The organism is Kitasatospora sp. NPDC085879 (assembly GCF_040686255.1).
In the GTDB taxonomy this organism is placed as follows: Bacteria; Actinomycetota; Actinomycetes; order Streptomycetales; family Streptomycetaceae; genus Kitasatospora.
The window spans coordinates 25431-40179 of sequence record NZ_JBFBJZ010000032.1; the positions used below are offsets into that span (position 1 = coordinate 25431).

Genomic DNA, 14749 nt, shown 5'->3' on the forward strand with positions numbered 1-14749 from the left:
CCGGCTTTCAGTGGGTGCGGATCCAGATGGTCTTCTCCCTGGTCCACTGGGCGAAGGCCGCGGTGGATTTCTCCGCACCGCCGAATCCGGACTGCTTCCAACCGCCGAACGGAGTGCTGAGGTCCCCTTCGCTGTAGGTGTTCACGGAGACCACACCGGCCTGAACGTCGCGCGACAGGCGCAGTGCGGTATCGAGGTCGCGGGTCCACACGGAGGCTGCGAGCCCGTACTCGGTGGCGTTGGCCAGGCGGACCGCCTCGGCTTCGGTGGTGAAGGTCTGGACTGTGACGACCGGTCCGAAGAGTTCCTGCGTCAGCACGTCGCTGGCGACGGGGGCTCCGGTGACGATGGTGGGCGGATAGTAGGCGCCAGCGCCGGGCAGACCGTCGGGAAGGCCCGCGGTGTGGATGTGCGCGCCGGCCGCGGCGGCGGCATCCACGGCACCGGCGACCCGGTCACGGGCGGCGTGGCTGATCAGGGGGCCGATGCGGGTCTCCGGTTCGGCGGGGTCGCCGATGACCAGCGACTCGGCGGCGACGACGAACCGGGCCAGGACCTCTTCGGCGATGTCCCGGTGGATCAGGACGCGCGAGCCGGCCGTACAGTTCTGACCCATCGTCAGGAAGGCGGCCTCGATCATGTTGTCGATGAGCTCGTCGCCGAAGCCGAGCGCGTCGGCCATGAGGATCTGGGGGCTCTTTCCGCCCATCTCCAGCGAGACGCGTTTGAAATTGGTCTGCGCCGCGTCGGTCAGGATACGGCGCCCGACGGCGCTGGAGCCGGTGAAGGACAGCGCCCCTACCAGTGGATCGCGGGCCAGAGCCGTGCCGGCGACCGGCCCGTGACCGGGCAGCACCGTGAGCACCCCTTCCGGCAGACCGGCCTCGGTGGCGAGGCGCGCCAGATGAAGCGCCGAGCGCGGTGTCGCCTCGGCCGGCTTGATCAGAAGGCAGTTGCCGGAGGCGAGAGCGGGCCCGACCTTCCAGGCGGCCATGGCCAGCGGGTAGTTCCACGGCAGGATCGCCGCGACCACCCCGACCGGCTCGCGGCTGATCAGCGCGAGGTGGTCCCGGCCGGTGGGGGCGAGACGGCCGAAGAGCTTGTCCGCCGCCTCGGCGAACCAGCGGATCGACTCGATCGCACCGGGCACGTCGCCGGTGCGGCACTCGGTGATCGGCTTGCCCGCGTCCTCGCTGTCCAGGCGTGCCAGCGTCTCGGCGTCTCGTTCCATCAGGTCGGCGAGCCGCAGCAGCACCGATGCCCGTTCCCTGGGCGGCCGTCGGGACCACGACCCGCTCTCGAAGACCCGCTGGGCACGCTCGGCCGCCTCGGCGACCCGGCGGGCGTTCGCAGCAGGCAGTGCGGCGATCAGCTCTCCGGTCGCCGGATTGGTCACCCGCAGCACCGATTGGTCGGTCGCATCCGTCACGGTCATGCTTCCTCCACGAGTTCCCAGTGGCCGTCGACCTGGCGCGCCAGCCCTCGGCTCCGCAGGTCCTCCAGGTAGCGGGCCATGCCGCGCTCTCCCCGCCCACGGAAGAGCGGGAAGACCTTGGGCAGCAGGTTCGGGGCCAGCATCGCCAGCCGCACCAGAAGAGACTCGCTCGGCTTGGGATAGACCTCCAGGCGGGGCCTGTCCAGCAGACTCACGACTGCGGCCACGACGTCGGCGGGCTGCTGGGGCGGGTCCTGGAACTGCATGGCGTTGCCGCCGTCCACGGCCTCCTGACGGAGCATCCGGGTGTCCGTGGCCGACGGCAGCACCGACCCGGCCAGGATGCCCTTGTCCCGCAGGTCGAGAGCGATGGAGAGCATCGCGCCGCGCAGCCCGAACTTCGAGGCGGTGTAGATCGGCGTCTCGCCCAGCGGGAAGATGCCCCCGAGGGAGACCGTGGTGACCACCCGGGCGTCGCTCGACGCCAGTAGCAGCGGGATGGCGATCCTTGTCGTGATCAGCGGGGAGAGCAGGTTCAGGTCGATCTCCCGTTCGATGCTCTCGATGCTGCGCACGTCGAAGCGTTCGGCGCTGGTCATGCCGACGTTGTTGACCAGGACGTCCAGGCGTCCGTGGGTGGCGGTGACCTGGTCGAACAGCCGCTGAACCGCGGCGCGGTCCAGCAGGTCGCAGTCCAGTCCGGTGTGCCCGGCGCCGGGGAGGTCACCGGCGACCCGCTTGGCGCGGGCCGCGTCGATGTCGACGACGATGCACCGCGCGCCGCCGACGGCGAACCGGCGGCACAGGGCACTGCCGATCCCGCCCGCACCGCCCGTGACCAGGATGACCTTGTCGCTCAAGTCGTAGCTCATGACTGCACCGCCGGCTGGCGGGCCGGGGCCGAGGGCGGGTTGCCATGGGTGCGCCAGCCCATCTGACCGGCCACCTTGGCCAGGTGCTTCACGATGGCCCCGCCGTCCACATAGCCGGTGTGCCGGGGCGAGGCGACGAACTTGAGCCCGCCGGACAGATCCGGACGGTCGTTTCGGATCAGGTCGGCGAAGCGCTGCGCGCTCGGCAGCTTGCGCTGCGTGTCCTGGATGAACCCGGCGATCAGCTGCGCCTGGGTGTCGAAGAGTTGGTAGGCCCCGGAGTTCGTCTCCACGAAGCCGACGCCGAACAGCCCTCGGTGCTCGCGGGAGAACGAGGACAGGTAGAGATCGGGGTGCTGCTCACTGCCGAAGTACTGCTGTGCGACCGGCACCTTGTGCACGTATCCGGTCGCCAGCAGGACGAGGTCGAAGTCGTCGCGGGTGCCGTCGGTGAAGTGCACCGTCCTGCCCTCGGTACGGGCGATCCCCGGCTTGGCCGTGATGTCCCCGTGCTGGAGGTGATGGATCAGCATCGAGTTGATCGCGGGGTGCGTCTCGAACAACTTGTGGTCGGGCTTCTGCAGGCCCAGCCGGCTCGGGTCGCCGTTGATGACGCGAAGGAGAGCACCGAAGATCCGCTGCTCCAACCACATCGGCAGTTTCGGCCCGCTCTGGGCGATCGTGTCCACGGGCCGGCCGAACAGGTGCTTGGGGATGAACCAGTAGCCGCGCCGCATGCTGATCACCGCGTGGTCGGCGGCCCGGGCCGCGTCGCAGGCGATGTCGCAGCCCGAGTTCCCGGCCCCGACGACCAGCACGCGCTTTCCGCGCAGCTCGTCCGCGCTGCGGTAACCGACCGTGTGCCGCACCTCACCGGTGAAGTGACCAGGCAGGTCGGGGACGTTGGGATGCCACTGCGAGCCCGTACACACCACGACCTGCCCGTGGACGCTCTGCCGCCCATCGGCCCGCGTCACCGTCCAGCTGCCGTCCGCGTTCTTCCCGATGCTGCGGACCTCGGTGCCGAACTCGATCCGGCCCGCCAGTCCGTACGCGTCGGCGAACGACGTGAGATAGGAGAAGATCTGGCGGTGCGACGGGTAGTCAGCGAAGTGGTCCGGCATCGGCCACCCGCCGAAGCCCGAGAGGGTCTTACTGGAGATGAAGTGGGCCGACTCGTACATCGGACCACCGGGGTTGTCGATGTCCCACAGACCCCCTGGGCCCGTGTGCCGCTCGATGTGCGTGTATGGAATGTTCCGCTCCGCCAACGCCCGCGCGACCGCCAGTCCAGCAGGTCCCGCTCCGATCACACACGTGTCGTACTGGGTGTCCTCCACGGGTCCGTCTCCCTCTTTCGCGATCTGCCGCCGATGAGGAAAACGTACGTACCCGCCGGTCAGCGCGGACTGGCCCGCGCGGCCACCAGGGGGACCGTAGCGGCCATGCGGTTGGCGTCCCGGCGCTTGCCCTCGCCGCCAGCCGGTCTCGTAGGCGGCGTGATCGAAGAACTCGTTGACTGCGTTCAACGCGAGCGCCACGCGCTTGACCACCTCCAAGACCTGCTCGTCCGATGGTTCTGCGAGCGCACGAACGTCAGTCTCGAAGTCCTGGAGGTCCCATGCCATCGCCAGTCGGGCCGGCAGCCCTGGCCGAGGGATCCAAGGTCCTCTCCCACGGCCGACGCGGCCCAGGGAACACGAAAGGGCCCTCTCTTGGCGGGAAACCCGCTGGTAGAGGGCCCTCTTTGCATGCACCCGATGCTGTTCTCCGGGCTTGGGCATGGTGCATCCACGGTCGCAGATGCCGGAACGTCCCCGGCCCGGCGCTGCGGGCGGGCGGAACGCCGCGAGCCCCGGGCTACGGGGCCCGGGGCTCGCGGTGGGACAGGCGGGTGCGACAGGTGCGCGGCGCGCGGTGGGACGGGTGCGCGGCGCGGCTCAGCCGCCGACGAAGGCGGTGAGGAGGAGCCAGACCACCGGGGCGGTCGGCAGGAGGGAGTCGAGCCGGTCCATGATGCCGCCGTGGCCCGGCAGCAGGGTGCCCATGTCCTTGATGCCCATGTCGCGCTTGATCATGGACTCCGCCAGGTCGCCCAGGGTGGCGGTGACCGCCGCGCAGCCGCCGAGGATCAGCCCCTGCCACCAGGCGCCGTCGTCGATGACGTACTCCATCAGCAGGGCGCCCGCGAGCATCGACAGGCCGATGCCGCCGGCCAGCCCCTCACGGGTCTTGCCGGGGCTGATGGTCGGGGCGAGCTTGTTGCGGCCGAACTTGTAGCCCACCGCGTAGGCGCCGGTGTCGCTGCAGATGGTGACGACGAGGAAGAGCAGGATGCGCCAGGAGCCGTCGTCCGCGGCCAGCATCAGCGCCACGAAGGTGGCCAGGAACGGGACGTAGAAGGCGGTGAAGACACCGGCCGTTATGTCCCGCAGGTAGTTCTCCGGGGGCCGGCTCATCCGCCAGACGAGCACCGCGAGGCCGGTGAGCGCCAGCACCGCCGCGGCCCACTGCCCGCCCGCCGTGTAACCGACGAGCGGCATCGCCACCGCCCCGGCGATCAGCGGGACCATCGGCACGTGCACGCCCTTGGTCTCCGCCAGGCGGGAGTTCAGCTCCCAGACGCCGACCGCCACGGCTGCGACGACGACCACCAGGAAGAGCGCCTTGACGACGAACAGCGAGGCGATGATCACCGCGCCGAGGGCGACCCCCACGCCTATCGCGGCCGGAAGATTGCGGCCGCCGCGCTGCTTGCGGGGCTGCTGGTCGGGTTGGGCCACGGGTGTCTCCTGCGCGGGGGGCATGGTCCGATTCTGTGCCGCAGTGCCCCTTCGGTACACCACAGGCTGCTGCGAGTGACCCGTTCGGGGCCGACGGGGACCGCCGGTACGAGGGTCACCCGCAGCAGAGAACTCGGTGGCAAGCGTTTCGGTTCCGCCCCGGAGGCCCTGGGCGTCTGGGGCGTCGTTCATCAGACTTCGAGGAGCTCGGCTTCCTTGTGCTTCAGCAGCTCGTCGATCTGGGCCACGTAGCGGGCCGTGGTGTCGTCGAGCTCCTTCTCGCCGCGGCGGCCCTCGTCCTCGCCGACCTCGCCGTCCTTGACGAGCTTGTCGATGCCGTCCTTGGCCTTGCGGCGGATGGAGCGGATCGAGACCTTGGCGTCCTCGCCCTTGCTGCGTGCGACCTTGATGTACTCCTTGCGGCGCTCCTCGGTGAGCTGCGGGAACACCACGCGGATGATGGAGCCGTCGTTGGACGGGTTGACGCCGAGGTCCGAGTCGCGGATCGCGGTCTCGATGTTGCGCAGCGCGCTCTTGTCGAACGGCGTGATGACGGCCATCCGCGGCTCCGGCACGGAGAACGACGCGAGCTGGTTGATCGGCGTCAGGGCGCCGTAGTAGTCCGCGACGATCTTGTTGAACATCGCCGGGTGGGCACGGCCGGTCCGGATGGCGGCGAAGTCGTCCTTGGCGACGGCGACGGCCTTCTCCATCTTCTCCTCGGCCTCGAGGAGGGTCTCTTCGATCACTGTCTGCTCCCTGTCCGGTTCATCTGCTGTAGTCCCGTACCGGTGCCCCGGACGGCTGATTGCTGCTCAGGGCCGGGCGGAGTCCTGGCTGATGAGTGTGCCGATCTTCTCACCCTTCACCGCCCGGGCGATATTGCCCTCGGCCAGCAGCTCGAAGACCAGGATCGGCAGGTCGTTGTCCTTGCACAGGGTGATGGCCGTCAGGTCCGCCACCTTGAGGTCGCGGGCGATCACCTCGGTGTAGTCCAGCGAGTCGAACCGGACCGCCGCCGGATTGGTCCGCGGGTCGGCGTCGTAGACACCGTCGACACCGTTCTTGCCCATCAGCAGCACCTCGGCGTGGATCTCCAGAGCGCGCTGCACCGCCGTCGTGTCGGTGGAGAAGTAGGGCATGCCCATACCGGCACCGAAGATCACCACACGGCCCTTCTCCAGGTGCCGCACCGCGCGCAGCGGCAGGTAGGGCTCGGCGACCTGGCCCATGGTGATGGCCGTCTGGACGCGGGTCTCGATGCCTTCCTTGATCAGGAAGTCCTGCAGTGCCAGGCAGTTCATCACCGTACCGAGCATGCCCATGTAGTCCGAGCGGGCCCGGTCCATGCCGCGGACCTGCAGCTCGGCGCCGCGGAAGAAGTTGCCGCCGCCGATCACCACGGCCACCTCGGTGCCGGCGCGAACGACGGTGGCGATCTCGCGGGCGATCGCGTGCACCACGTCCGGGTCCACGCCGAGGCCGCCGCCGCCGGCGAAGGCCTCACCCGACAGCTTGAGCAGCACCCGGCGGCGCGAACCGTCCTGCGTGTCCCGGCCGGTCTCCAGCGTCTCCTGCATGGGCTTCTCCTTCTCCACCTGCGGAATCGCAGGGCTGCATGTGCTGCTCACAACGCCGGGAGTGCGGTGCCCGGCTCTGTGCGTACGCGCTGGGCGCGTACACGCGAGGAGGCCACTGCCGCGGGAACCGGTACGGTGTCCTGCACGGCAATGGCCTCCTCGTCGTTCATGGTGCCGACGCGCCCCCCGAGGGGTGCTGGAGAGCCCGATCGGCGCGTTCCGGGCCGCTGTCGCGGCGCGGGGCGCTTCCTACCTTAGGCCGGAAGCGCCGCGGAACGGATTCAGGCGCCGACGCGGAAGCGGACGAAGCGCTTGAGGGCGACGCCGTTCTCCTCGAGGACCTTGGCGACGGTCTTCTTGTTGTCCTTGGCGAACGCCTGCTCCAGCACGGCGTTCTCCTTGACGAAGCCGGTCACGCGGCCCTCGACGATCTTCGGCAGGGCAGCCTCGGGCTTGCCCTCCTCGCGAGCGGTGGCCTCGGCGACGCGACGCTCGTTCTCCAGGTCCTCGGCCGGGATCTCCTCGCGGGAGAGGTACTTCGGCGCGAAGGCGGCGATGTGCTGCGCGACGTCCTTGGCGACCTCGGCGTTCTCCTTGTCGAGCTCGACGAGGACACCGATGGTGGGCGGGAGGTCCGGGTCGGACTTGTGCATGTAGACGCCGACGAAGCCGTCACCGTCGAACTGGGCGAAGCGACGGAAGACGATCTTCTCGCCCAGGGTCGCGTTGGCCTCGTCCACGTACTGCTGGACGGTCTGGCCGGCGGCGATCTCGGAGGCCAGGGCAGCCTCGAGGTCGGCCGGGGAGGTGGCGGCGACGTGCGCGGCGATCGCGTTGGCGACCTCGACGAACTTGCCACCCTTCGCGACGAAGTCGGTCTCGCAGTTGAGCTCGACCAGGACGCCCGCCTTGTTGCCCTCGGCGATCAGGGAGGCGACGGCGCCGTTGGAGGCGTCACGGCCCTCGCGCTTGGCGACGCCCTTCTGGCCCTTGATGCGCAGGAGCTCGACGGCCTTCTGGACGTCGCCCTCGGCCTCGTCCAGGGCCTTCTTGCAGTCCATCATGCCGGCGCCGGTGAGCTCACGGAGCTTCTTGACGTCCGCGGCGGTGAAGTTCGCCATGGTGTGATCTCTTCTCGCGTCTCGCGTGTCTGCGTGGAGTGGTGCGCGGGGCGGTGGTTCGGCCCTCGCACGGGAGAGAGGGGCACCTACCGGTGTCGTACCCGGCGGGTGCCCCTCACCCTTGGTACGTCAGGCCTGCTCGGCCTCGGCGGCCGGAGCCTCGGCAGCGGGAGCCTCGTCGGCCGGAGCCTCGGTGGCCGCAGCCTCGGCAGCGGGAGCCTCGTCGGCCGGGGCCTCCGCGGCAGGGGCCTCGGCGGCCTTCTGGCCCTCGAGGATGTCCTTCTCCCAGGCAGCCAGCGGCTGGTCGGCACCCGGCTCGGCCTTGGTGTCGCCCTTGGCGACACCGGCACGAGACTTCAGGCCCTCGGCGACGGCGTCGGCGATCACACGGGTCAGCAGGGTGACGGAGCGGATCGCGTCGTCGTTGCCCGGGATCTTGTAGTCGACCTCGTCCGGGTCGCAGTTGGTGTCGAGGATCGCGACGACCGGGATGTTGAGCTTCCGGGCCTCGCCGACCGCGATGTGCTCCTTCTTGGTGTCCACGATCCAGACAGCGCTGGGAACGCGCTGCATGTCGCGGATACCGCCGAGGGTCTTCTCCAGCTTGTCGTACTCACGCTGGAGGACCAGGAGCTCCTTCTTGGTGAGGCCGGAGCCGGCCACATCCGTGAAGTCGATCTCGCCGAGCTCCTTGAGGCGCTGCAGACGCTTGTAGACGGTCGAGAAGTTGGTCAGCATGCCGCCGAGCCAGCGCTGGTTCACGTAGGGCATGCCCACGCGGGTGGCCTGCTCGGCGATGGCCTCCTGGGCCTGCTTCTTCGTGCCGACGAAGAGGATGCTGCCGCCGTGGGCAACGGTCTCCTTGACGAACTCGAAGGCGCGGTCGATGTAGTTCAGCGACTGCAGGAGGTCGATGATGTAGATGCCGTTGCGCTCCGTGAAGATGAAGCGCTTCATCTTCGGGTTCCAACGACGGGTCTGGTGACCGAAGTGGACGCCGCTCTCCAGCAGCTCCCGCATCGTGACGACGGCCATAGCCGTGCTCCTCAGGTTTTGCGCCCGGCGCGCCGCTCCGCGAGGAAGCGGGGAACCGGGTCTCTCGGTTGTGTCCGCAGCGGCCGGGTGACCGCCACGCCTGACGCCCCGGACGTGCCAAGCCGCCGCGGCCTGGACGGCACTGGGCCGGCAGGCTCGGCGGACCGAGCGGCACTCGCACCGGGCGGAGACCCGGCCGGAGCCCTCACGGGGCGGCCGCTCCACCAGTGGCGGGGCGTGCGAAGTCGACCCGGTGGACCCGGGTCGCGTGTGAAGTGTACGGGAAGGCCCCAGTTGCGGGCGACTCCGGCGGTCGGGGGGACCGGTCCGGGCAGGGGTGAACGGGGATCAGTTCAGCCGGGGGTGGGACGGCCTTCATTCCCGGACCGCTACCGCTCCCCCGGCGCTACGGAGTTGTTCACCCTCGCGGGTGACACCGGTTGTCCACAGGGCGGGGTTGTCCACAGGGGTCGGTGCGTGGAGCACCGCGTCGGCGGACGGCGGCGAGCCTTGCCGGCATGAGCCGTCCGATCACTTCGCCGCACCGGTTGTCCTGGCTGACCCTCTTCGCCTGGTTGCTCGGGTCCGCCCGTCTGCTCCGGTTCTGCCGTCCGGCCCGGTCGGTCCCGGGGACTTCTCCGGGGGTCGGGTCTCCGGTCGCTCGGACCCGACCGCCGTGGGGTGCCCGGCCGGGTCCGCTGCTTCCGCTGCCTCCCACGCCGGACCGTGGGAGCGGGCTGCTGCTCGCCCTGATGCTGGCCGGCACGGTCGCGCTGATGCTCCCGGCGCCGCGTGCCGGAGCCGACACGCGGCAGGCCAGCCCGTTCGGCCGATCCGGGATCGTCCGGGTCGCCGATGCACGCCCCTCCCAGGACGGGCAGCGCCTGCCGGTCGGGTCTGGCGGTGAGGCGGTGAAGGGTCCCGGCCGGGCCTGGCCGGTCGGGGGGCCGGGCGGCTTGGTGCGGCGCTTCGAACCGCCCGCCGCGCGCTGGGCGGCCGGGCACCGGGGTGTCGACATGACCGCCTCCGTGGGCACTCCGGTGCGCGCCGCCGCTCCCGGCGTCGTCTCGTTCGCCGGATCGGTGGCCGGGCGTCCGGTGGTGACGGTGACCCACCCCGCGTCGGGAAACCCTCCGTTGCGGACCACCTACCTCCCGGTCGAGGGCTCCGTCGGGACTGGCACCGCGGTCGCCGCCGGAGACATCATCGGCACGGTTGCCGACAGCGGTCACCACTGCCCGGGCGGGAACTGCCTGCACTGGGGCCTGCTGCGGGGCCCGCGCTACCTCGACCCACTCGCCCTGCTCGGCGCCGGCCGGGTCCGCCTGCTTCCACTCGGCCGGAGCGGCGGCGGTGACGGCACACATGTGGAGGCGGGTACGGGCCTGAGCCGCCGTCCGCTCGGCACCGTCCGGCAACCGGCGGCCGGAGACGGCCGGACGACCGGCATCGAGGAGCACTCGGGAACCGGCTCCGGAGCCCGCCTACCCGCGGTCGGAGGCCGCCAGTCCGTCCAGGGCCAGGGCGACCGCCGCGTCGGCGATCGCAACGGCCTCCTCGGGTGTGGCACGCTCCGCCTGCCGCGAGGCCGAGTCGACCACCCCCTGCAGCAGCACGGCGGCGAGGCGGGGATTCGCGTGGCCGAGCTCCCCCAGGGCCTCGACGACCAGCGCGACCAGGCTGCTGTGCGTCGCCCGGATCCGCTCGCGCGCGGCCTCGTCCAGCTCCACCTCGGAGATCGCCGTCACCGCGAGGTGCCGAGGGTCGGCCGCCAGGTCCAGCTGGCCGCGGATGTACGCCTCCAACCGGTCCCGAGCGCTGTCGCACACAGCCATACCGGCCTCGATCTCGGCGGCCCACAGCGGAAGGTCGACGGCGCAGAGCTCCTCGACCACCGCCGCACGGGAGCGGAAGTACTCGTACACGGAAGACCGGGCCAGACCGGTCCGGGTGGCGAGGGCCGCGAAGGTCAGTGCCTCCCGGCCGCCCTCGGCGAGCAGCGAGCGGGCGGCGTCCAGGAGGGCGGCCCGCTGCAACTGGCGATGCTCGGCCACCGTGGCGGCCCTGATCTTCGGCACCCCCCTACTCTACGGAGCCTTACGGCCCGGCCGGCCGCCACCACGCAAGCCACCGGCGCACGGCGCAGCCCGCACGCCGACGCCCGACCGCGCAGCGCGCCCGGGCAGCTGCCGGTCCGGCTGCCCTGTCCGCGCTGTCTGCCCTGTTCAACCTGTTCGCCCTGTTCGCCCTGTTCGCCCTGTTCGCCCGGGCAGCCCGCGCCCGGGCAGCCCGGCCGGTCGGGCCAGGTGCCGATGCAGCCATCCGTCGAGCAAGGCGGCCTGCCGATTCGGGCGAGCGGGTCAGCGGACGTCGGAGAGCTTGGCCCGGAGCTGCAGCACCGATTTGGTGTGGATCTGACTGACCCTGCTCTCGGTGACCCCCAGCACCTGGCCGATCTCCGCCAGGGTGAGGCCCTCGTAGTAGTAGAGCGTCACCACTGTCTTCTCCCGTTCGGGCAGGGTGCTGACGGCGGTGGCGAGCAGGCGGCGGAGTTCGCGGTCCTCGGCGATCTCGACCGGGTTGTCCGCGCCGGTGTCCTCCAGGGTGTCCATCAGGGTGAGGGCGTCGCCGCTCTCTCCGATCGGGTGGATCAGTTCGTCGAGGGCCATCACATTGGCGAGGGACAGCTGGCTGAAGATCGCGTGCAGGTCCTCCAGCGTGATGCCCATCTCGGCCGCCACCTCGGGTTCGTGCGGCGTTCTCCGCAGCCGGGCCTCCAACGTGGCGTACGTCCGCTCGACGGTCTTGGCCTTCTGCCGGACCGACCGGGGGATCCAGTCGAGCGCGCGGAGTTCATCGATGATCGCCCCGCGGATCCGGCTGATCGCGTAGGTCTCGAACTTGATCGCGCGGTCGATGTCGAACTTCTCGATCGCGTCGATCAGCCCGAACACACCGGAGGACACGAAGTCGGCCTGCTCCACGTTGGCCGGCAGGCCGACGCCGACCCGACCGGCCACGTACTTGACCAGAGGCGAGTAGTGCAGGATCAACTGCTCCCGGAGCCGCGGGTCTCCCGACTCCTTGTACGAGCGCCAGAGCATCTCCAGGGCGCTGCGTTCGCTGGGGACTTTCGCGGTGCGGCCCGGCGATGACTGCGGCCCGAGCCGTCCGGACGGTGACGCCGCGGGCTGCGCGGTCGTCCGGGTGGAAGGCCGCGCCGCAGGTGGGACGGACGGCACGGACGTCCGGGCGGCAGGCGTCTCCGACGTGGGGGCCGGGAGGTCAGGGTGGGGCACGGCGGAGGCCGCGTCGTCCGGATCGGCCGGGCGGCGCTGGGTCGGCTCCGGGCGGACGTCCTCCACCTGGCCGGGTTCCGAAGCGGCCGTCTGTGGCTGCGTCGGACGGACGGTTGCTCCGACGGGTGAGCCCTCGTGGGCCTGTTCCGGCCCGAGCGGCTCCGGGTGGGCGGGCCCCCGGGGCGCCACCGGGCGTCCGACGGTCTCGACGCCGTCGGGCACCCGCTCGTGTCCGCCTCCGCCGCCGATGGTCCGGGGTGCCGGGGTCGGCTTCACAGGGCCCGGCAGTCGGCGTGCGGCTGTGCGATCGCCGCTCCCGGTACCGCCGGCACCGTCGGATCCCGCTCGGCGGGCGGTCGGCCAACGTCGTTCCCCGCCCGGCGAGGACGGTGCGTTGCGCGCCGGCGGAGGCTGGTCCGCCCGGGCATGGACGCGGGTGTGGCTCGGCTCGACCTCGTACGGGTCCGTGCCGCGCAGGCCACGCCGGGCCGGTCTGCCTCCGCTGTCCCCGTCTGCGCCGCCGCCGGCCGCCCGTCCCTCGGCGCGTCCGGGATCGGGACGTGCAGGCTCAGGTCGTCCAGGCTCTGCGTGTCCGGGCTCGGGACGCTGCAGGCAGGCCGTACCTCGGTGCGCCTCGTCCGAGCGATCGCCGCGTTCCCGTCCGTACGGCGCCGATCCGCAGGCCGCTTCCGGGGGCACCGGTCGTCCGGTCGAGCGCGCATACTCGGCGGGCGTGGCGGGCGTGGCAGCCGGGGCTGTCTGCGGCCGAGCGGCCGCCGGAGGGGCGGACGGCGCGCCCGATGCCGCGGAGGGCGGGCTCATCGGGGCGCGCGGCACGAGCGGTTGCGCCGGAGTGTGCGGGGCGACGGGCGCTGCGGGGGCCGCGGGTGGCGCCAGGCCGGGTCGCGGGGTCGGCGCGGGCGGAACTCCGGCACCGCGGGTGTCCTGCTGGCCCGGCGAGAGCGGCCGACTTGCCGCTCGGTTCGGGCCGAGCGACCGGCCGGGGTTCACCAGCATCGGCCCCTGCGGTCCGAGGTCCGCCGCGGGGCGGGCCCCGGCCCCAGCCCTGCCCGCAGACCGGGCGTCACCGGTCACCCTGTGTCCCGGAATGTTTGTGGGCATGCGTTGGTCTGCGCCGTTCTGCCGAGTCATGTGCTGATAGGGAAGCCACAAAGGAGCGTAGCGTGACCACGTCGCTGCGGTGTGCTACCGCCACTCGGTCGTCCCCCGATCCGGTGGCCCACCCGGCGCGTGCCCGCGACGCGCGCCGGGGTGTGTCGTGACCTTCAGCGACGCCGAATCAGCCGCCAGTGCGCGCCGAATCGCTCGACATAGCCGAGCGACACCAGCTCGTACAGATGCTGCAGCACGGCGTCCGGAGAAAGTCCCGCCTCCCGGGCGAGTCGGTCGACCGGTGCGCCGTCCACCCCGGCGGGGACGGCTTCGAGTACGCGTGCCACCGACGGCTCCAGCAGGTCCCTCGGCAGAACCGGACCTGACCTGGCCGGAGCGAGGTCGTCGCCGATCGCCCCGATGAGTTCGGCGATCTCGGCGGCGTCGGTCACCAGCGTGGCGCCGCCGCTGCGGATGAGTGCGTGCACGCCTGCGGACAGCTCTGAGGTGACCGGGCCGGCGACGCCCATGGTGTGCCGATTGAGATCGCGGGCCCGGCGTGCGGTGCTGAGGGCCCCGCTGCGGACGGCCGCCTCGACGAGGACTGTGCCGCGGGTGAGCGCCGCTATGACGCGGTTCCGCAGGACGAACCGGAAGCGGTTGGGATGAGCGCCGGGCGGCAGTTCGCTGACCAGCAGCCCCTGCTGGGAGATCCGGCGGATCAGCTCGGTGTTTCCGGGCGGGTAGCTCATGTCGACGCCGCAGGCGAGGACGCCGACCGTGGCTCCGCCGACGGCGAGGGTGCCGCGGTGCGCCGCCGCGTCGATCCCGTAGGCGGCTCCGGACACCACCACCCAGCCGCGTTCGGCCAGTTGGGCGGCGATCTCACCGGCGACATGCGCACCGTAGGCGGTGCACGCCCGGGAGCCGACCATGGCAACGGACCGCAGCGCCAGCAGGCGGAGCGAGCCGGTGCCGCGCACCCAGAGACCGACCGGCCGCCCCTCGCGGAGATCGTCCAACTGGCTGGGCCATTCGGCGTCGCCCGGAATGATGAACCGTCCGCCGTGGCGGTCGACGAGTCGAAGGTCCGCCAGGGGGTCGAGCGCCGTACAGCGGGCCCGGTAGTCGGCGACCCTGCCGGGATCGAGGCCGAGCGACTGCGGGTCCGCCCTGCCCCGGACGGCGTTGATCACCGTGGTGGCGCCGAGTTCGGCGAGCCAGCGGCCCATCACGGCGTCACCCGGCTCGATCAGCCGGGTGAGGGCGGCCCTGGCCAGGCGCTCCGGTGAGGGCGCCGGGAGCCCGCCGCCGGGTGGGGGACCCTGCGCCGGGCCGGCCGATGGGCGTCCGACCGGCCGGGGGTCGGTGTCGAGCGCGAGGTGCGACCCGCGGTCGGCTGCCCCATCGCCGGTGCGCGTTGCGGTGTTGACGCTGGTGCTGTCCATGCTGGTCTCCTGGGTGTGAGCGGGGTCCGGCGTGCCGTGTCGCGGGTGGCGTTCCTCGGCGCG

10 protein-coding genes and 2 pseudogenes are annotated in these 14749 nt (G+C 71.5%); 1 reads left to right on the forward strand and 11 read right to left on the reverse strand.

Annotated features, from left to right (window positions below):
* Window positions 1-7 precede the first annotated feature (7 nt).
* From AB0P35_RS23705 to rpsB, 8 genes are all read right to left on the reverse strand, one after another.
* Window positions 8-1435, reverse strand: a complete 1428-nt coding sequence (locus tag AB0P35_RS23705; RefSeq protein WP_363513872.1) for an aldehyde dehydrogenase family protein — start codon at window positions 1433-1435, stop codon at window positions 8-10.
* Window positions 1432-2307: an SDR family oxidoreductase gene (locus AB0P35_RS23710; protein ID WP_363513875.1), complete on the reverse strand. Its 876-nt coding sequence runs from the start codon at window positions 2305-2307 to the stop codon at window positions 1432-1434. Before AB0P35_RS23710 ends, AB0P35_RS23705 begins: the two co-directional genes overlap by 4 nt.
* Window positions 2304-3647: an NAD(P)-binding domain-containing protein gene (locus AB0P35_RS23715; protein WP_363513992.1), complete on the reverse strand. Its 1344-nt coding sequence runs from the start codon at window positions 3645-3647 to the stop codon at window positions 2304-2306. The genes AB0P35_RS23710 and AB0P35_RS23715 overlap by 4 nt, the downstream gene beginning before the upstream one ends.
* A gap of 600 nt (window positions 3648-4247) precedes the next feature.
* Entirely contained in the window at window positions 4248-5282 is a 1035-nt protein-coding gene (locus AB0P35_RS23720) for a phosphatidate cytidylyltransferase (protein WP_257019026.1), read from the reverse strand.
* Complete coding sequence (gene frr, locus AB0P35_RS23725) at window positions 5282-5839, reverse strand: ribosome recycling factor (RefSeq protein WP_179419359.1); 558 nt, start codon at window positions 5837-5839, stop codon at window positions 5282-5284. The genes AB0P35_RS23720 and frr overlap by 1 nt, the downstream gene beginning before the upstream one ends.
* Window positions 5840-5905: 66 nt before the next feature.
* On the reverse strand, window positions 5906-6670 hold the full coding sequence (pyrH, locus tag AB0P35_RS23730) for a UMP kinase (protein ID WP_179419360.1): 765 nt from the start codon (window positions 6668-6670) through the stop codon (window positions 5906-5908).
* Window positions 6671-6951: 281 nt separating this feature from the next.
* The gene (gene tsf / locus AB0P35_RS23735; protein ID WP_095872968.1) at window positions 6952-7791 is read right to left on the reverse strand and encodes a translation elongation factor Ts; all 840 of its coding nucleotides are present in this window, start codon (window positions 7789-7791) and stop codon (window positions 6952-6954) included.
* Between the two features lie 129 nt (window positions 7792-7920).
* On the reverse strand, window positions 7921-8826 hold the full coding sequence (gene rpsB, locus AB0P35_RS23740) for a 30S ribosomal protein S2 (protein WP_095872969.1): 906 nt from the start codon (window positions 8824-8826) through the stop codon (window positions 7921-7923).
* Window positions 8827-9602: 776 nt separating this feature from the next.
* On the opposite strand from rpsB, the pseudogene AB0P35_RS23745 reads away from it, so the two are divergent.
* Window positions 9603-10109, forward strand: a pseudogene (locus tag AB0P35_RS23745) (M23 family metallopeptidase); the annotation flags it as partial.
* 201 nt (window positions 10110-10310) lie between these two features.
* On the opposite strand, the gene AB0P35_RS23750 reads toward AB0P35_RS23745, so the two are convergent.
* The 3 genes and pseudogenes from AB0P35_RS23750 to dprA all read right to left on the reverse strand — a co-directional run bounded on the left by AB0P35_RS23750 (window position 10311) and on the right by dprA (window position 14686).
* Window positions 10311-10904 (reverse strand): helix-turn-helix domain-containing protein, encoded by a 594-nt coding sequence (locus tag AB0P35_RS23750; RefSeq protein WP_363513880.1) that lies wholly within the window; start codon window positions 10902-10904, stop codon window positions 10311-10313.
* A 282-nt stretch (window positions 10905-11186) separates the two neighbouring features.
* A pseudogene (gene whiG / locus AB0P35_RS23755) lies at window positions 11187-11942 on the reverse strand (RNA polymerase sigma factor WhiG); the annotation flags it as partial.
* A 1469-nt stretch (window positions 11943-13411) separates the two neighbouring features.
* A complete protein-coding gene (dprA, locus tag AB0P35_RS23760; RefSeq protein ID WP_363513883.1) occupies window positions 13412-14686 on the reverse strand; it encodes a DNA-processing protein DprA in 1275 nt (424 codons plus the stop codon).
* Between the last annotated feature and the right edge of the window lie 63 nt (window positions 14687-14749).